This is a genomic window from Pseudomonas tremae (genome assembly GCF_023278125.1).
GTDB lineage: Bacteria > Pseudomonadota > Gammaproteobacteria > Pseudomonadales > Pseudomonadaceae > Aquipseudomonas > Aquipseudomonas tremae.
The window spans coordinates 2,439,678-2,457,690 of sequence record NZ_CP066270.1 but is presented as its reverse complement, the minus strand read 5'-3'; the positions used below and the strand labels follow the sequence as shown (position 1 = coordinate 2,457,690).

General features: G+C 58.5%; 16 protein-coding genes and 1 pseudogene. 7 read left to right on the top strand and 10 right to left on the bottom strand.

Annotation, left to right across the window (positions count from 1 at the left end; genetic code table 11):
* The first annotated feature begins 198 nt into the window (after positions 1 to 198).
* Together nirB and nirD are read left to right on the top strand one after the other, a co-directional pair.
* The gene (gene nirB, locus I9H09_RS11230; protein ID WP_024669419.1) at positions 199 to 2,757 is read left to right on the top strand and encodes a nitrite reductase large subunit NirB; all 2,559 of its coding nucleotides are present in this window, start codon (positions 199 to 201) and stop codon (positions 2,755 to 2,757) included.
* Positions 2,757 to 3,143 carry a nitrite reductase small subunit NirD gene (gene nirD / locus I9H09_RS11225; RefSeq protein WP_122313025.1) on the top strand — a complete coding sequence of 129 codons (387 nt, stop codon included), beginning with the start codon at positions 2,757 to 2,759 and terminating at the stop codon, positions 3,141 to 3,143. Before nirB ends, nirD begins: the two co-directional genes overlap by 1 nt.
* 57 nt (positions 3,144 to 3,200) lie before the next feature.
* On the opposite strand, the gene I9H09_RS11220 is transcribed toward nirD, so the two are convergent.
* Positions 3,201 to 4,199, bottom strand: coding sequence for an alpha/beta fold hydrolase (locus I9H09_RS11220; RefSeq protein ID WP_122347617.1), 999 nt, complete (start codon positions 4,197 to 4,199; stop codon positions 3,201 to 3,203).
* A gap of 241 nt (positions 4,200 to 4,440) precedes the next feature.
* Here I9H09_RS11220 and I9H09_RS11215 point away from each other — a divergent pair, with 241 nt between their 5' ends.
* Complete coding sequence (locus I9H09_RS11215) at positions 4,441 to 5,370, top strand: LysR substrate-binding domain-containing protein (protein ID WP_005893965.1); 930 nt, start codon at positions 4,441 to 4,443, stop codon at positions 5,368 to 5,370.
* On the opposite strand, the gene pstB is transcribed toward I9H09_RS11215, so the two are convergent.
* The 4 genes from pstB to pstS form a co-directional block, all read right to left on the bottom strand.
* Positions 5,371 to 6,150: a phosphate ABC transporter ATP-binding protein PstB gene (gene pstB, locus I9H09_RS11210; protein ID WP_024646511.1), complete on the bottom strand. Its 780-nt coding sequence runs from the start codon at positions 6,148 to 6,150 to the stop codon at positions 5,371 to 5,373.
* Positions 6,150 to 7,034, bottom strand: a complete 885-nt coding sequence (pstA, locus tag I9H09_RS11205; RefSeq protein ID WP_024691275.1) for a phosphate ABC transporter permease PstA — start codon at positions 7,032 to 7,034, stop codon at positions 6,150 to 6,152. The genes pstB and pstA overlap by 1 nt, the downstream gene beginning before the upstream one ends.
* Positions 7,031 to 8,026: a phosphate ABC transporter permease subunit PstC gene (gene pstC, locus I9H09_RS11200; protein WP_236502197.1), complete on the bottom strand. Its 996-nt coding sequence runs from the start codon at positions 8,024 to 8,026 to the stop codon at positions 7,031 to 7,033. Before pstC ends, pstA begins: the two co-directional genes overlap by 4 nt.
* Before the next feature lie 81 nt (positions 8,027 to 8,107).
* The gene (gene pstS / locus I9H09_RS11195) at positions 8,108 to 9,133 is read right to left on the bottom strand and encodes a phosphate ABC transporter substrate-binding protein PstS (protein WP_122347618.1); all 1,026 of its coding nucleotides are present in this window, start codon (positions 9,131 to 9,133) and stop codon (positions 8,108 to 8,110) included.
* Between the two features lie 520 nt (positions 9,134 to 9,653).
* Here pstS and I9H09_RS11190 point away from each other — a divergent pair.
* Together I9H09_RS11190 and I9H09_RS11185 are read left to right on the top strand one after the other, a co-directional pair.
* Positions 9,654 to 9,938, top strand: a complete 285-nt coding sequence (locus I9H09_RS11190) for a hypothetical protein (protein ID WP_005893957.1) — start codon at positions 9,654 to 9,656, stop codon at positions 9,936 to 9,938.
* Between the two features lie 124 nt (positions 9,939 to 10,062).
* Complete coding sequence (locus tag I9H09_RS11185; RefSeq protein ID WP_183136809.1) at positions 10,063 to 10,365, top strand: hypothetical protein; 303 nt, start codon at positions 10,063 to 10,065, stop codon at positions 10,363 to 10,365.
* On the opposite strand, the gene I9H09_RS11180 is transcribed toward I9H09_RS11185, so the two are convergent.
* Positions 10,341 to 12,026, bottom strand: a complete 1,686-nt coding sequence (locus I9H09_RS11180; protein ID WP_122347620.1) for a VRR-NUC domain-containing protein — start codon at positions 12,024 to 12,026, stop codon at positions 10,341 to 10,343. The two genes, I9H09_RS11185 and I9H09_RS11180, sit on opposite strands and share 25 nt — an antisense overlap.
* A gap of 168 nt (positions 12,027 to 12,194) precedes the next feature.
* Here I9H09_RS11180 and I9H09_RS11175 point away from each other — a divergent pair, with 168 nt between their 5' ends.
* Positions 12,195 to 12,692 carry a nucleoside 2-deoxyribosyltransferase gene (locus I9H09_RS11175; RefSeq protein ID WP_122347621.1) on the top strand — a complete coding sequence of 166 codons (498 nt, stop codon included), beginning with the start codon at positions 12,195 to 12,197 and terminating at the stop codon, positions 12,690 to 12,692.
* A 95-nt stretch (positions 12,693 to 12,787) separates the two neighbouring features.
* On the opposite strand, the gene I9H09_RS11170 is transcribed toward I9H09_RS11175, so the two are convergent.
* Entirely contained in the window at positions 12,788 to 13,690 is a 903-nt protein-coding gene (locus tag I9H09_RS11170; RefSeq protein WP_005893952.1) for a LysR family transcriptional regulator, read from the bottom strand.
* 105 nt (positions 13,691 to 13,795) lie between these two features.
* On the opposite strand from I9H09_RS11170, the gene I9H09_RS11165 reads away from it, so the two are divergent.
* Positions 13,796 to 14,884 (top strand): AbrB family transcriptional regulator, encoded by a 1,089-nt coding sequence (locus I9H09_RS11165; protein ID WP_122323399.1) that lies wholly within the window; start codon positions 13,796 to 13,798, stop codon positions 14,882 to 14,884.
* Between the two features lie 21 nt (positions 14,885 to 14,905).
* On the opposite strand, the gene I9H09_RS11160 is transcribed toward I9H09_RS11165, so the two are convergent.
* The 3 genes and pseudogenes from I9H09_RS11160 to I9H09_RS27150 all read right to left on the bottom strand — a co-directional run.
* Positions 14,906 to 16,150 (bottom strand): D-mannose isomerase, encoded by a 1,245-nt coding sequence (locus I9H09_RS11160; protein WP_236502196.1) that lies wholly within the window; start codon positions 16,148 to 16,150, stop codon positions 14,906 to 14,908.
* A 126-nt stretch (positions 16,151 to 16,276) separates the two neighbouring features.
* Positions 16,277 to 17,116 carry a methyl-accepting chemotaxis protein gene (locus I9H09_RS27155; RefSeq protein WP_371903709.1) on the bottom strand — a complete coding sequence of 280 codons (840 nt, stop codon included), beginning with the start codon at positions 17,114 to 17,116 and terminating at the stop codon, positions 16,277 to 16,279.
* Positions 17,117 to 17,131: 15 nt separating this feature from the next.
* Positions 17,132 to 17,902, bottom strand: a pseudogene (locus tag I9H09_RS27150) (HAMP domain-containing protein); the annotation flags it as partial.
* Between the last annotated feature and the right edge of the window lie 111 nt (positions 17,903 to 18,013).

Here is an 18,013-nt window from a genome sequence, read left to right as displayed (position 1 = left end):
TGGTCGGGCCTGCCCCGGTTGATCGCTGTAGATCGCCAGTCTCGCAGAGACCAGAGGGCCACTCAGGTGCATCCGGCAACGTGGCTCGATGGCACCCCGAACACCCATAAGAGAACAGGCAAAGGCGCCTGGAACCGAAAGGTTCCGGGCGCTTTTTTTTGCGTAAAAAAACCTGATTGGCCTCGGCCGGGACTCGCTATGAACACAGTCTTCCCCCTCAACGATGTAAAAACCCTGATCGTCGTCGGTAACGGAATGGTCGGGCATCATTGCGTCGAGCAGTTGATTGCTGGCGGTGCCCTCGAGCGCTACCGCATTCATGTGTTCGGCGAAGAATCGCAGCGTGCCTACGACCGCGTGCATCTTTCCGAATATTTCACCGGCCGCGATGCCGAGTCGCTAGCCATGAGCGAGATGTCGGTCTACGAGCAGACGGGCCTGACCTTGCACTTGGGCGTGCCTGTGCTGGAGATTGATCGCGAACGCCACGAGATCATCACCGCAGAAGGCTGCTTCAGTTACAACAAACTGATCCTCGCCACCGGCTCCTACCCTTTCGTGCCACCGATTGAAGGCGCCAAGGGCGACTCGCGACTGGTTTATCGAACCCTCGAGGATCTGGACAACATTCGTTACGCCGCCACCAAAGCGCGGCGTGGTGTGGTGGTCGGAGGCGGTTTGCTGGGGCTGGAAGCGGCCAATGCGCTGAAGTCGCTGGGGCTTGAGGCTCATGTGGTGGAATTCGCCCCGCGCCTGATGCCAGTGCAGCTGGATGATCACGGCGGTGCCGCGTTGAAGGCGCGCATCGAAGCGTTGGGCGTCGGCGTGCATTTATCCCGTGCCACGCAGTCGATCAGCGACGGCAAGCAATATCGCTATCGCATGAACTTTGCCAATGACGAATTTCTTGAAACAGACTTGATCGTGTTCTCGGCAGGCATCCGTCCGCAAGACGCTCTGGCGCGACAGTGCGAGCTGGAGCTCGGCCCACGCGGTGGTGTCGCAATCGATGAGCATTGCCGCACCAGTGACGCCGACATCTATGCAATCGGCGAGTGTGCAGCCTGGAACGGCAGCGTGTTCGGCCTGGTGGCGCCCGGTTATCAGATGGCCCGCGGGGTGGCAGCGCAGTTGTGCGAAAAAGACACCGATGCGTTCTTCGGTGCCGATATGTCCACCAAGCTCAAACTGCTGGGCGTGGACGTTGGCTCCATCGGCGACGCGCATGGCGCGCTGGCTGGCGCGGTCAGCTATCGCTACATCGACGAAGCCACTGCCAGCTATCGCCGCCTGGTCGTGTCGGCTGACGGCAAACAAGTGCTCGGGGCCGTACTGGTCGGCGATAACAGCTACTACGACACCTTGCTGCAGTACGCCCAGAACGGCATCACCCTGCCCGCTGATCCGTCGAGCCTGATTTTGCCGCGTGGCGAGGGCGCGCCGACGCTGGGTGTCGATGCACTGCCTGCCACCGCGACGGTCTGCTCGTGCCACAACGTCAGCAAGGGCTCGATCTGTTCAGCCATCGATAACGGCTGCACCGACCTCGCCGGGATCAAGGCCTGTACCAAGGCGGCGACCGGTTGCGGTGGCTGTACGGCATTGCTCAAGCAGGTTTTTGAACATGAGCTTGTGGCACGTGGTGTAGCGGTCGACAAAAGCCTGTGTGAACACTTTGCCTACACCCGCCAAGAGCTGTACTCGATGGTGCGCGTCGAAGGCATCGAAACTTTCGAAGAGCTGCTGACCCGCCACGGCAAAGGCGCCCACGGCTGCGACATCTGCAAGCCTGCAGTCGGATCGATCCTGGCGTCGTGCTGGAACCGTCCGATCACCGAGCCCTCGCTGGTGCCATTGCAGGACACTAACGACACGTTCATGGCCAACATGCAGAAAAACGGCACCTATTCTGTAGTGCCACGCATCCCGGGTGGCGAAATCACTCCGGACGGCCTGATCGCGATTGGCGCCGTGGCCAAAAAATATGACCTGTACACCAAGATCACCGGCGGCCAACGCATCGACCTGTTTGGCGCGCAACTGCATGAACTGCCGGACATCTGGAGCGAACTGATTGCGGCCGGTTTCGAAACCGGCCATGCCTATGGCAAATCGACTCGCACCGTAAAATCCTGCGTCGGCAGCACCTGGTGTCGCTACGGCGTGCAGGACAGCGTCGCCATGGCGTTGCGTATCGAAGACCGCTACAAGGGCCTGCGTTCGCCGCACAAACTCAAGTTTGCAGTCTCCGGCTGCACCCGCGAATGCGCCGAAGCGCAGAGCAAGGACGTCGGCGTGATTGCCACCGAGAACGGCTGGAACCTGTACCTGTGCGGCAATGGCGGCATGCGCCCACGTCACGCCGAGCTGTTTGCCACTGACCTGGATGACGAGACCCTGATTCGTTACATCGACCGTTTCCTGATGCTTTACATCCGCACCGCCGACAAACTGCAGCGGACCTCAGTGTGGCGAGAAACACTGGAAGGCGGCCTCGACTACCTCAAGGCGGTGATCCTTGACGACAGCCTGGGCCTGGCGGCCGAGCTTGAGTCACAGATGCAACTGGTGGTCGACCGCTACGAATGCGAATGGGCCAATGCCCTCAAAGACCCGGAAAAGCTCAAGCGTTTCCGCACCTTCGTCAATGACGGACGCAGCGATCCTGACGTGCATTTCGTCAAGGAACGTGCCCAGCGTCGCCCGGCAAAACCTGAAGAACTGGCCCTTATCCCGCTGTTCAAGGAGGTGGTGTGATGAACCTGAACGACGCAACATTCGCCGAAGAAAATACCCACGCCGCGCAGGCTGTGCATTGGAATGCGCTGTGTGAGCGTGAAGATCTGGTCGCCAATTCCGGTGTTGTGGCGTGGCTGGAAGGTAAGCAGATAGCACTGATCTACCTGCCTGAAGCGCCAGAGGGCGAACAACTCTTTGCCATCGACAACCGCGACCCCAAGTCCGGGGCAAATGTGATCGGACGCGGCCTGATCGGGCAGATAAGCGGTGAGCTGGTTATTGCGTCGCCGTTATACAAGCAGCATTTTCGGCTGCGCGACGGCAGCTGCATCGAATACCCCGACCAGCAGCTGAACGTCTGGCCGGTGCGTCTGAATGGCAAGCAGGTGGAGGTTGCGGTCTAGCGTGCAAGAATCCCCAGCGACAACCGTAATCCGGCTGTCGCTGGGCATACCAATGGTTCACTGAAGCTCGGACACCAGTGATGCGTTGAAGCCCGCCGGGTCTTCCATTTGCGGCGCGTGACCCATGCCCTTGAACTCGACGAGTTTAGCGCCGGGAATCATCTGCGCGACCTGCTTGCCCAGTACCTTGTATTGGCCAATTCTCGCTTTGACCTCCGGCGGCGCGATGTCACTGCCGATCGCCGTGGTGTCCGCGTCACCGATCATCAACACGGTTGGCACCTGCAACTTCGGAAATTCGTAAAACACCGGCTGGGTGAAAATCATGTCGTAGATAAGCGCCGAGTTCCAGGCGACTGCCTTGTGGCCCGGGCCCTTGTTCAAACCAGCCAGCATATCGACCCACTTGTCATACTCGGGCTTCCAGCGGCCGTCGTAATAGGTCTTCTGTTCGTAGGCGCGAATCCCGTCTGCCGTAGTCTTCAATTCGCGTTCATACCACTGATCGACGCTGCGATAAGGCACGCCAAGGGCTTTCCAGTCTTCCAGGCCGATCGGGTTGACCATTACCAGTTTTTCGGTCTGCTTCGGATACATCAATGCGTATCGAGTGGCCAGCATACCGCCGGTGGAATGCCCGATCACCGAGACCTTGTCGACTTTCAGCTTCTCCAGCAATGCATGGGTGTTCATCGCCAGTTGCTGAAAGCTGTATTGATAATGCTCAGGCTTGGTTGATGTGCAGAAACCAATCTGATCGGGCGCGATGACCCTATACCCCGCCGCACTCAGGCTTTTGATGGTGTCTTCCCAAGTAGCCGCGCAGAAGTTCTTGCCGTGCAGCAGCACAGCAGTGCGGCCATTGGCCTTGCCTGTGGGTTGTACGTCCATGTAGCCCATTTGCAGGGGCTGGCCCTGTGACTGGAACTCGAACTTTTTCAGCGGATGAGGATAGGTAAAACCTTCCAGTTGCTGGCCGTAGCTGGGTGTATCGCCCAGCGCCGCGCCTGGCAGCGCCAACGACATCAACACACCGGCAATCTTTGCAGCCCGCATAAGGCACCTCCCGTAGATGAAATCAAATGCTTGAACGCTGAACCACAGCAGCAGACTTGCAAGTAGACCCTGTTTCCCACAACAGATTCGCCCTTTTCCTACCCATAGAACCGTAAGCAGACGTTTCGGCACACAGACACCGTCAAGGCAAAACGCTGGACGCTCCCTGCTGTGCTTGCCTAGACTGAGCCGTCCGTTACGGGCCGTCGTGGCCAGCAGGGTCTGATGCCAAGGAATAGCAATGAATCGAAATGAACTGCGCAAGGCCGACATCAACCTGATGGTGGTCTTCGAGACCTTGATGCAGGAGCGTAACGTGACCCGCGCAGCGGAGAAGCTGTTTCTTGGCCAGCCCACGATCAGCGCCGCACTGAACCGGCTGCGCAGCCTGCTCAACGATCCGCTGTTCATCCGGGTCGGTCACCGAATGGAGCCCACCGCTCGTGCCCACGAGATCCTCAAGCACCTCACGCCCGCACTGGACGCCATGTCCACGGCACTGAGCCTGACCACCGACTTCGACCCGTCGGTCAGCAAGATGACCTTTCGTATCGGCCTGACCGACGATGTCGAGTTCGGCCTGCTGCCCGCCATGCTCAAGGCCATTCGCCATGAAGCCCCCGGGGTGGTGATCGTGGTCACGCACGTCGATTACCTGAATATCTCCGAAGTTCTGATGTCCGGCGACATCACCGTTGGCGTCTGCCTGACTCGCGAGTTGCCGGCCAATGCCAAGCGCAAGACGCTGCGTAACGTGCAGCCCAGGCTGGTGCGGGCCGACAAGCCGTCTGGCCCGATGAGCATGGACGAATACTGCTCCAGGCCGCACGTTGTGGTATCGCACGTGGCGAGTGTCAGCAGTTTTGCAGATGAGTGGCTGACTGCGCTGGGCCGTAAGCGCCAGGTGGTGCTGTCGGTGCCGCAATTCACAACCCTGCCCGCGCTGATGGCAGGCACGGACATGATTTCGGGCCTTTCCGACTATGCGGCAAAGGCAATGAGCGCCTTGGGTTTGCTGTATGACGAGCCGTTGCCCTTCCCCACGCCGGGGCTGGACCTGTCGATGACATGGCTGAGCGTGATGGACAGCGACCCTGCCGAGCGCTGGTTGCGCAGCAGGATCGAGGAGTTCATGGGCGAGCGCCGGGAAGCGCCCGCCCTGGCTGAGTGATCAGCCGAAACGACCGGTGATGTAGTCTTCGGTCTGGCTCTTGGAGGGCTTGGTGAAGATGGTGTCGGTGTCGCCGTGCTCGATCAATTCGCCCATGAACATGAACGCGGTGTAATCCGAGCAACGTGCGGCCTGCTGCATGTTGTGGGTCACGATGATCACGGTGAACTGCTCTTTGAGCTCGGTAATCAACTGTTCGATACGACCGGTCGAGATCGGATCGAGCGCCGAGGTTGGCTCATCCAGCAACAGCACTTGAGGGCGCAGCGCTATCGTGCGGGCGATGCACAGACGCTGCTGTTGGCCACCGGACAGGCCGGTCGCGCTTTGCTTGAGCTTGTCCTTGACCTCATCCCACAGCGCCGCGCCACGCAGCGCCTGCTCTACGCGGTCTTCCATTTCGCGGCGTGACAGCTTTTCGTGGTGTTTGATGGCGTAGGAAATGTTGTCGTAGATAGACATCGGGAACGGTACTGGTTTCTGAAATACCATGCCCACATGACTGCGCAGGCGGTTCATCGAATAGCCCGGCGCCAATATGTTCTCGCCATTGAGCAGCACTTCGCCGCGCGCTTCCTGCTTCGGGTACATCGCGTAGATGCGGTTGAACACGCGCAGCAGAGTCGATTTGCCGCAACCCGATGGGCCGATTATCGCAGTGATGCGCTTCTCGGGGATGGTCATGTCGATGGACTTCAACGACTTCTGGTTGTTGTAGAAAAACTCCAGACCGCGCACTTGGATCTTGGTCTTTTCGTTGGCCAGGGAAAGGTTGTTCATCAGGACGCCCTATTGCGCAGAAGAATTAAGCGAGACAGCAGACTCAGTATCAGTACGAACAGCGTCATGACCAGTGCACCGGCCCACGCCAGGGAGTGCCAGTCTTCGAACGGGCTCATCGCGTACTGGAAAACCACCACCGGGACACTGGCGATTGGTTTGAGCAGGTCACTGCTCCAGAACTGGTTGCCGAAAGCGGTGAAAAGCAATGGAGCGGTTTCGCCGGTGATACGTGCCAGCGCCAGCAACACACCTGTGACCACGCCCGCCTTGGCGGCGCGCAAGACGATTTGCAGGGTCAGCTTCCATTGCGGCACACCCAGTGCCAGCGCAGCTTCGCGCATGGTCGAGGGCTGCAGTTGCATCATTTCGTCGGTGGTGCGCACCACAACCGGGATCACCAGCAGGGCCAGCGCCAAGGCACCCGCCAGCGCCGAAAAGCCGACCTGATGGCCAGTCACAGCGTTGAGTGGCAATACCACGACGGTGTAGACGAACAGACCGAGCACGATGGAGGGGGCCGACAGCAGAATGTCGTTGATGAAGCGCACGGTGTTGCCCAGCTTGGTGTAGCGGGCAAACTCGGCCAGCCAGATTCCGGCCATCAAGCCGATAGGCGTGCCGATCAGCAGACCGATACCGGACATCAGAACGCTGCCATAAAACGCGTTGGCCAAACCGCCGGCGGTGCCAGGCGGTGGCGTCATGCCGGTGAACAGTTGCAGGTTGAGTGCGTCGATCCCCTTGATGATGGTGGTCAGCAGAATCCAGACCAGCCACAGCAGGCCAAACGCAGTGGCGCCACAGCTGAACACCATAGCGATCTTGTTTTTGAAATTGCGAGCCCGGTAAATGCGCTCGCTGCCCGTCATGTCCTTACTCATAACCCCTCCTTACGCGAAAGGCGCGACAGCATCAGACGTGCAAGGGCCAGCACGATGAAGGTGACGACAAACAACAGGAAGCCCAGTGCGATCAATGCCGAACGGTGCAAGTCGGTGTAGGCCTCGTTGAACTCGTTGGCGATTACCGAGGCAATGGAACTGCTCGGCATCATCAGCGATGCCGAGAACTGGTGAGCGTTACCCAGCACGAAGGTCACTGCCATCGTCTCACCCAACGCGCGTCCCAGGCCCAGGAAGATGCCACCGACTACCGCAGAACGGGTGTAAGGCAGCACGATGTCCCAGACCACTTCCCAGGTAGTGCCGCCCAATGCATAAGCCGACTCTTTGAGCGCAACAGGTACAGTGCGGAAAACTTCCTGCATGACCGAGGTAATGAACGGCGTGATCATGATCGCCAGGACAATACCGGCAGTCAGCATGCCGATGCCCAGTGGCGGCCCCTGGAACATCGGACCAATCACCGGCAATGCGCCGAGGTTTTCGGTAATCCAGGGTGAAAGATGCTCAGCCATGAACGGGCCGAATACAAACAGCCCCCACATGCCGTAGATGATCGAAGGGATACCGGCCAGCAGTTCGATTGCAGAGGCAATCGGCATGCGCAGCCAAGGCGGAGCTACTTCGGTCAGAAAGATTGCGATGCCGAAGCTCACCGGAACGGCGATCAGCAAGGCCAGAAAAGAAGTCACCAGGGTGCCGTAGATAGGAACCAGTGCACCGAACTTGCCGGCGTTCACATCCCATTCGGTGCTGGTCAGAAACTCGAACCCGAAGGTCTGGAATGCCAGACTGCCGCCCCAGAGGGTCGACAAGGCAATACAACCCAGCAAAGCAAGCACCAGCATTGCTGCGGCTTGCAATGAACGCTTGAACCACATGTCATGACGATGATCCCGTTTGGCACGCTTCTCGCCTTCGGACTCACCAGCGGAGACATTCGCGGACAGGTATTGGGTGTTTTCAGTCATGTTGAGGCCACTCGCAAGGAAAAGCCCCTGTCACCGAGCCGATATCGCGGCTGATGACAGGGGTGGTACGGGTTGAATCACTTACTTGGTGAATTCCGTTTTCCAGTAGCTCTCTACGCGCTCGACCAGCGATTTCGGCAAAGCAACATACTCAAGTTTTTCGGCCTGTTTCTGGCCGTTTTCCAAGGACCATTTGAAGAAGTCGAAAGTCGCAGCGCTTTTCTCTTCGTTCTTGGCTTTCTTGTACATGATGATCCAGGTAGTCGCCGTGATCGGCCACGCAGTGTCACCCGGCGCGTTGGTCATGATCAGGTTGAAGTCCTTGGCATCTTCCCACTTGGCCGAATCGGCAGCGGCAGCAAAAGCCTTGGCGTCTGGCTTGATGAACTTGCCGGCGGCGTTCTTCAACTGGGTGTAGGACAGTTTGTTAGTGACGGCGTAGGAGTACTCAACGTAGCCGATCGAACCCTTGATCTGCTTCACGTAGGCGGAAACACCCTCGTTACCCTTGCCACCCACACCGGCCGGCCACTGAACGGTCGAACCGAACTTCAGCTTCTCATTCCACTCCGGGCTGACTTTGCTCAGGTAGTTGGTGAAGTTGTAAGTGGTGCCCGAGCCGTCCGAACGGTGAACGACGGTGATCGCCGTTTCCGGCAGTTTCACGCCAGGGTTCAGCGCGACGATCGCCGGGTCGTTCCACTTCTTGATCTCGCCCATGAAGATCTTGGCCAGCACAGCGCCATCCAGCTTCAGCTCACCACTTTCAACGCCTTCGACGTTGACGATCGGCACGATACCGCCGATCACGCTCGGGAACTGGCCCAGGCCGCCTGCTTGCAGATCCTCAGCGGACATCGGAGCGTCGGAAGCGCCGAAATCGACAGTCGCTGCTTTGATTTGAGCAATACCACCACCCGAACCGATCGACTGATAGTTGATGCGGTTTTTGGAGTCGTTGCTTTTACTGTAGTCCTGGGACCACGCGGAAATAACCGGGAAAACGAAGCTCGAACCAGCGCCTGTTACGTCAGTCGCGTGGGCCACACCGCTGAGGCACAGCGAAGCGATCAGAAGCGACAAGCGTTTTTTAGTCAGCAGTATCACGGTAATACCTCAGTCCGGGAGATTGTGTGGTGGCCCAGTTAAGGAGGCCCGAGGCGGATTTAAAACCTGAAATGTTGCTGTTTAATGACAATCAAACGAATCATGTCGAAGCGGAAACTTTTTTGTCGCGAATTTCTGCAGATCAACGAGCCTTTAATTTGTGTTTCGCCCAGTGTTTTCAGGCATATTGCGCTTTCCTGGGTGAAATATCGTTCTGCCACTATCAGCATAATGGCTTAACGCTATCCGCGTTATAAAAGTGTAAGAAAGTGTGCATTTTAAGATCGGTAATAAATGACCGGACGGTCACGTTATAGCTAAAGCGACTTAAAAATGCGGTACAGGCGCCTATTATTGCCCTGCGAAAGCGCACAAAAGGCAGCCATATCAAAGCCGCCTTGTTGCTGCTGTATGCAACCTGCTAAAAGTGGTAGCCACATACCGTTCGTCGGGATAGAGGGCACCTATGGCCACTGGCCAATGACCAACGTGAGTACTTTAAAACAACGGAGCAAACATCATGATCAAGACCAAACTGACTGCCCTTACACTGGCTGGCCTGATGGCTGTAGCTTCAGGTGCAGTATTCGCTGAATCGACGACCGGCAACGAGACGCCGATCAACAAGAATGCGACCAAACTGCCGGGCACCAACACCCAGCCAATGGACCGTACTTCGTCCGAAACCCCAGGCGCGCAGAATGAAAGCAAGGAAGCGGCTGCAGAGCGTTCGATGAAGCACGACAAAGGCGCTCACGGCACCCACGACAAGAGCAAAGTTACCGAGAAAACCAAAACCAATTGATCCTACAGCGCACGCGGACAGGGCCTGGCCTTGTTCGCTGGCAGACCAGCCCTGCGCGGTGAAGATCCGCTTACCGGGCTGAAGCGCGATGACAGCAGCACCGACACTCACAGAGGTTTTCATCATGATTGATAAACGACTGGTGGCACTGAGTCTCGCAACTCTGTTGGCGTGTGCCAGTGGCGGCGTCATGGCGGGCCCTACCGGCCCCACCTACCCCGACAGCGGCATGAAATCGGTGCCTGGCACTGGTATTGACAAGAATGTCGACGGAACCAGCACCGGCGCACCGGGTACCAGCCCCGGCACCAAAGGCATGGACCCTGAACCTGCTAAAAAAGACGGCATGAAAGGCCAGCCACACGACTCTAAAAAAGCCTCGGACATGAACCCTGACAGCGATCATGACGACGTCAGGAAGCCCTGACTGACTGGCTGCCCGGCACCATCGAGCGCCCATCGCACATAACACACGTCCACCGGCATGCCATGCTCGGCGCAGAAATCCAGCCAGCGAAGCTGGTTGTCCTGCAAGCGATCGCCCGGCCCCTTGACCTCGATCATCCGATAACGACGTTGGTCCGGAAAGAACTGGATCAAGTCCGGCATACCGGTCCGGTTTGCCTTGATGTCCTGTAACAAGCGACGAAACCAGTGAAGCAAATGCTCTGCGGGCAGACAATGCAGGGCCTGCTCAAGAAGCTCGGGCGTCAATGCTCCCCAGAAAACGAACGGCGATTGCAAACCGGTTTTGCTCTGAAAATGCTCGCGTATGGTTGCCAGGTACTCATCTGAGTCCAGTTGTTTCAGGCAGGCGTCAAACAGGTCTGCCCTGCGCTGATAGAAGTCAGGGCTGTACAGGTCGCTGGGCGCACTGTGAAAAGGATGAAAGAACGCACCCGGCAAGGGGGCGAAAATTGCTCGCCAGCACAGCAGCCCGAACAACGAATTGATCAACGCATTCTCTACGTAATGCACCTCGCCGCCCTGCTCTTCAAGGTGCAGGCGTATCAGCCGTTCGACACTTACACCCGGCATTGGGGTGATTTCCACGTCCAGCCGCGAAACGCTGCGGGTCTTGCGTTTTGCACCGGCAGCCAGACCGAGCTTGCGCTGCAACCGCGGCATGACACGCGACAGATGCTGGACCTCGGCTTCGCTTTCAGGCTCTAGTTGTGCCTGCTCTGCCAGCCTCAGTGCCTCGACGTACTCTGCGCTGCGTTCCAGCACGCGAATCCGCCTTGAACGCGCGCCCGCATAGCTTGACTGCGCGTACACCGACATTGCCAGAAACCAGTCCTGCACGCGTTCTGCCTGTTGCCCGATACGGAACAGCAATTTGGCATGACGCATGCGCAGCCAGGGATTACCGCACTGAATGGCAATGACGCGTTCTGCAAGTTCCTGCAGGTCGGTGCAGGTGTCCAGCGCTTCCCGGCAGTCATGCAGTTGCAGGCACACGTCGATGTCTGCGCGCGCCTGGATCGCCCGCGACGCGGTCGAAAATTCGACTTTTTCGTACCTGTAGATGCCCAGATCGGCCAGAACGAATTCGGACCACTCCTGATACAGATTGCCGAAATACAACAAGCGCAGGCGATCACAGAGCGGCATGATCTTCAGAGCAAAAACCGCATCGGTCAGCGATGGGTGCCACTGTTCGAGCGGTTGCGGCGATTCATACAGCGGTTGCAAGCGCGTCATCCATTCGTGCTTGCGCTCAGGGCCTTTGACCGCGTGGCTTTTGAAACACTGATTCAGCTCCTCTCTGCGCAACAACTGGAACAGTTCGCTCAAACCCAGTGGCGGGCTGAGATCGACCCAGTCGCGCGCCAACAATGGCAGCACAGCGTCACGAGGGTCACCAATCTCGGCATAACTCAGCTTGCTGGCCCGAAACAACACCCCCTTGCGCATGACCATACGCACCAGCAACCCCTGCGCAGGCACAGGCAAGTCAGCGAACTCGCTGATGAATCGCCGCTCGGACGTGTCGAGCAGATCATCGTAACGTTGCGCGATCCAGCCGAGGACATGCCGGAAGTTTTCGAGATAGTAAAAAGGATTCTCGAGAGGCGAGGTATTCAAGGCGAGTGCTCACACCGCAGGTAATCAGGGTCACAAGGATACTGGTTATCCGTACAGATTCCAGCGCAAACGGCTGTCGATTGTCTGCGGGCCGATCAGCGGCATGTAGCCCGCACGGCCTGTGGGCCTTAGTATTGCCGGGGTTTTATCGGCAGCAGAGAGTCGGATATGCAAGCACCACTGGTTTATCTCGCAGGTTTTGACGTATTCAGACCGGACGCAGTCGAGCACGGCCGCTATCTCAAGGCGTTGTGTACAGCGCATGGGCTTGAGGGTTTGTATCCTTTCGACAATGAGGCTACGCCCGGTCGCGAACCCCATGAAACGGCGCAGCAGATCTATGCGATGAACGTCGCGATGATCCACCGCTGTACAGCCGTACTTGCCAACCTGAATGTGTTTCGCGGTCTGGAGCCGGATTCGGGAACAGCTTTTGAAATCGGCATGGCAGTGGCGCTGAACAAGCCGGTATGGGCGTACTTTGACCCGGTAGCTTCTTTACGTGAGCTTGTACCTCACGATGAAAACGGTCAGGACCAGCACGGCTTCACGGTTGAAGATTTTGGATTGCCACGCAACCTGATGCTCGCCTGTGGCTGGACAGGCCCCAGCTCGACCGTGGAACTCGGTGCCGAGGCGCTGGCGAAGTACCTGAGTGAGCGATGAGCCTTGCTTGCAAGGAAGCCTGCAAATCATGAACAGCAAGGCGCGCAAGGGGGCTCTCTGACAGGCAACGGCGGTCTGACGCTAACCAGGCATGCTCACCCCCAAACCAGAAAGTCCCCGCCGTTGTCACGCAGCATCTGCAGCATCCCTTCTGCAGCGGGCGACAGGTAGCCGCCCTTGCGCAGGGTCACGCCGATGGTGCGCTTCAATGTGGTCTGTTCAAGCGGCACCTCTCGCAGATGTTGCATGGTCTTGCCGAATTCAAGTGACTCGCGGGCGATGAAGCTCAACAGGTTGCCCTGTGCGATCAGGCCCGGCAGAAGAGAAATGGAATTGGCTTCGATCTGCACCATCGGCAGCGGCAAGCCGTGCGCAGCGAAGGTCGCGTCCAGCCATTTACGCGATGAAACACTTACCGGCGGCAACACCCAGCGGTATCCACACAGATCACTCATCTTCAATGGCCCCTTGAAGATCGGGTGATGCTTGGCAGCAATCACCACAGCTTCATCCCTGAAGATGGCAAAGCTGCTGACGTCTTCGCTGTCGGGCGCCAATGCACAAATGATCATGTCCAACTGACCGGAACGCAGCGACTCGCGCAACAGGTCATCCTGGCCGATCACCAGTTTGAACGTAACGTCCGGCGTGCGCTGCAACAGCGCCGACGTCAGTTTCGGCATCAGGTATTCCGCCATCGTCGCAGCACAGCCGACGCGAATATTGCCCACCATGCCGCTGGCAAAGTCCCGTACCTCACGCTGGGTCTGAGCCACGCTCTGTTGCAGCTCCTTGCCGCGAGCCTGCAGCAGCTCGCCCACAGGGGTCAGCTTGATCCGTCGGCCGTCTCGTTGAAACAGCTTCGTCCCGAACGATTCTTCAAGGCGCTGGATGCTTTTGGTCAGCGCCGGCTGGCTGCGATTGAGCTTTTCCGCTGCACGGCCGAGGTGTCCCAGCTCCGCAATGGTTTCGAAATAATTGAGATCCCGCAGGTCCATATTCATCAACCAAAGTTATCAATTCATGATTATTAGAAAATAGACTTGATTGGTTGTGATGTCGATACTGATGCCTGTAATCCACACCACTCAAGGAGATCGTCCTTGTCACAGGCGGCACGTTTTTCGATACCCACCCTTCCCCCGCTGGCCCAATGGGCGGGCCTGATCCTGCTGGCCGGGGCTGCCGGGCAGTTGCTCAAGCTGTTTGAGATGCCTGCTGCAATGTTCCTTGGCCCGATGCTGGTAGCCATTGGTTTCGGCGTGTCGGGCGCCACGATTCGTTTGCCCAAGAAAGTGTTTCAGCTGGGTCAAGGCACGGTTGGCGTGCTGATCGCCCATGCGATGTCAGCCAGCGTACTGCTGACGGCACTGAAGTCATGGCCAGTCATGTTGCTGGCGACGATTCTCACCGTCATGCTCAGTGCCGCAGTCGGTCTGGTACTGGTGCGTTTTGCAGGTATCCCCAGCAACACTGCGGCCTGGGGTACTTCACCAGGTGCCGCTTCGGCGATGGTCGCCATGTCCGAGGACTACGGTGCCGATTCACGCGTTGTGGCGACGATGCAATACGTGCGAGTGGTCTGCGTGGTGACCATCGGCGCGCTGGTCAGCCATTTCATCGGCGCCCCGGTTTCCGGCGCACAGGCGCACGTCAGCGACACTGTCATACAGAGCCTGAGCCTTGTGGATCTGGGGTTGAGCCTGGCGGTTATCGTGGCGGGCGTAGTGCTGGGCTCGCGGTTGCCGGCGGGCGCCTTGCTGGTACCGTTGATGCTGGGCGGTGCGCTGCAACTGAGCGGCGTGATGCAAATCACCATTCCGGACTGGCTGCTGCCCATAGGTTATGGCGCTATTGGCTGCTACGTCGGCTTGCGCTTTGATCGCCCTACCGTGCAATACGTCTGGAGAAGACTGCCGATGATGGTGCTGGCCTCGCTGCTGCTGATCGTGCTTTGCGCGCTGTCAGCCTGGCTGATCGCGGTAATGATGGACAAGGACTACCTCTCTGTTTACCTGGCTACCAGCCCAGGCGGGCTGGACACAATGGCGATCATCGCAATCGACACTCACGCAGACGTCGGTTTTGTGCTGGCCATGCAGACCCTGCGCCTGTTCGGCGTGATTCTGACGGGCAGCTTTCTAGCCCGACAGATCATTCGCCTGACAGATAAACGCATCCCTGCGCTCTGACACCTTTGCCTCTGCGCCCGGTCAGGCTGGGGACGCCAGTGCGCTAGCCAGGCTGGGGGCAAGCGGCAGTACCGGCAATAACGTGGCCTGATACGCATGGTACAGGTCGGGCTTGCCTGGCCAGATATCCTCGCTCGGCTCGTTGCGCTCGTTCAGTTCGTGTCGCCAGCTGCCGTGTTCATGGTCGATGAACAGGGTTTCGTTGAGCTCCCAGAAGCAGCGATACCACTCTTCGTATTGTTGCTCGCCGGTGCGTTGCAACAATGCAGCGGCTGCGGCGGCCGCCTCACAGTGAACCCAGTGCAGGCGATGGCGAACCACGGGCGTGTTCTGCCAGTCGAGGGTATAGACAATGCCAGGCGCACCGTCCACGTCCCAGCCGTAGCGACAGGCATTGGCGAACAGGCTCCGCGCATCGTCGAGTAACCATTCAGGATTGCCACGCCCTGCACGGCGCCGCGCTGCTTCCAGGTGCAACAGCAAACGCGCCCACTCGAAAGCGTGACCGGGCGTGGTGCCGAAAGGCCGAAAGCCATCAGCAGGGTTTTCACGGTTGTAATCGGCGAGCGGCTCCCAGCTTTGGGAAAAGTGCTCGATGACCTGAAAGTCATTGGCGCCGGCATGCTGATGGATCACCCGCTCGACAATGCTCAGCGCCCGGTCGAGCCATTGCGCGTCGCCGGTCACGTCTGCCAGGGCAAGAAAGGCTTCGGTGCTGTGCATGTTGCTATTGGCACCCCGATAGGGCTCTTCGTCGCTCCAGTCCTGCGCGAATGACTCGCGCATCGCGCCTTCCTGCTCGCTCCAGAAGCGGGTCTGGATCACGTTGATCGCGTCGGACAGCAGTGCCTGCGCGCCAGGGCGACGTGCGACGACTGCCGAGCTGGCAGCCAGTGCCACAAAGGCATGCAGATAAGCCTGTTTACCGGTTGTCCCGCCGTCTTCGAGCGCGGCGTTGAACCAGCCGTCGTGCTCGGCATCGCGCAACGGCCCCTGCAGGGCAGCAATACCGTGATCGACCAGCGCGGCGCAGCCGGGAATGCCTTGTGCGTGAGCCATTGCAAAACAATGGGTCATGCGCGCGGTGTTCATGGTTTCAGCGGTGGCACCCACCATCAGACGACCGTAGTCATCCAGACTGCCGAAGCCGTTTTCCAGCTTGGCGGCCTTGGCGAAAGCCAGCAGGCGGTTGCCCTCCAGTGCCAGCCATTGATGATGGGCTGGAGAACGCAGCCAACTGCTGAAGGTATGATTGTTATTGTCCATGACGCGATGCCACCCCCTTCGATAAGGTATGTGTCCAGACTGTACCGATGGTCATTTTGACCGTGGGCATAATGCGCGCACGGTCGAGCGGCGGCAAGCGGACACAACCTGTATCAAGGTAGGGTTTTACACTTTGAAGCGTGAGACAACCTGATTCAGATCTGCCGCCAGACGCGACAATTCGTGGCTCGATGCGCTGATCTGGTTGGCCCCCTGAGTCGACTGCATCGACAGATCACGAATGTTGACGATGTTACGATCGACTTCACGCGACACTTGCGCCTGCTCTTCCGCAGCACTGGCAATGACCAGATTTCGCTCGGATATCTGGTTGATCGACGAAGTGATTTCACTCAACGACTCACCTGCCCCCTTGGCCAGTGCCAGGGTTGAGTCGGCGCGGTCACGGCTGGTATTCATCGAATCAAGCGCCTGCGCAGAACCGCTGCGCATGGCGCCGACCATCGAATCGATCTCCAGCGTCGACTGTTGAGTACGGTGCGCCAGCGCCCGCACTTCATCCGCCACCACCGCAAAGCCACGACCCGACTCGCCGGCACGCGCTGCCTCGATAGCCGCATTGAGCGCCAACAGGTTGGTTTGTTCGGCGATAGACCGAATGACGTCCAGCACTTTGCCGATATCCTGCGACTGGTTGGCCAGGTTCTGCACCAGGGTTGAGGTGGCCTGCACGTTGTCAGTCAGCGTCTGGATAGACTGCACGGTCTCGATCACCCGCGCCTGGCCCGCACGTGCCGAGGTGCTGGATTGACTGGACGCATCGGAAGTGGACACGGCGTTACGAGCGACTTCTTCTACCGCCGAAGTCATTTCGTTGATCGCCGTGGCGGCCTGATCGATTTCCGCATTCTGCTGATTCAATCCGCGATAGCTGTCTTCAGTGACAGAGTTGAGTTCAGTGGCTGCCGACGCCAATTGGGTCGCCGAGCTGCCGATGTGTCGCATGGCTTCGCGCAGGTTGACCTGCATCATCGCCAGCGCACGCAACAGACGGGTGACTTCGTCTTCACCATCGACTTCGATGGTGTGTGTCAGGTCACCGTTGGCAACCTGCTCGGCAGCCGTCACTGCACGCTGCAGCGGACGAACGATGCTGCGCGTCAGCCACAGGGCCAGACCGATGGTGCAGAGTGCGGCGAGGACAACAAAAGCGATGACAATGTCGCGCGACTTGGTGTACTGGGCTTCGGCCGACTTGCCTTCCGCATCGACTTTGGTGACATAAAAATCGGCGAGGTCATTGAGCTGCTTGCCTGAGCCGTCGACGATCTGTTTCATATCGACCAGCAGCAGCTTGTTCAGGCCGGCACTGTCGCCCTGCCCTGCGAGAACAAAGGAGCGATCCAGCGCACTGCGGTATTGGCCCATTGTCACCATGAACTGATCGGTCAGGGTTTTCTCTTCAGGTGTGTCGACAAAGGTCTTGAGGACGTCCAGCTTTTTGCCCAGATCACCCAGGCGCACATCCATCTGCCCACGATAGGTCGGGATGCTCGCAGGATCGGTATCCAGTGCCATACGCAGAGAGATGGTACGAATCCGCAGCATGATTTCCCGGATATCACCGACCACCCGCATACTGGGCAGCCAGTTGGTCTCCACTGCCACCTCGCTCTGTCGAATGGTCGACATCTGCGCCAGCGCGAACCAGCCAAGCAACGCGACCAGCAGCGATATCAGGGTAAACCCCAGGCCGGCGCGACGAGCGATAGTGAGTTTGCGTAAGTTCATGACCAGTGCTCTTTTGTATTTAGAGGGGGGTGTCGGGCGAGGAGTTGTCAGACAACCGCCAGCGTATCGTCGCTGCTCGACAATTCTTTAGAGCGTTCAGTGAACTTAAGG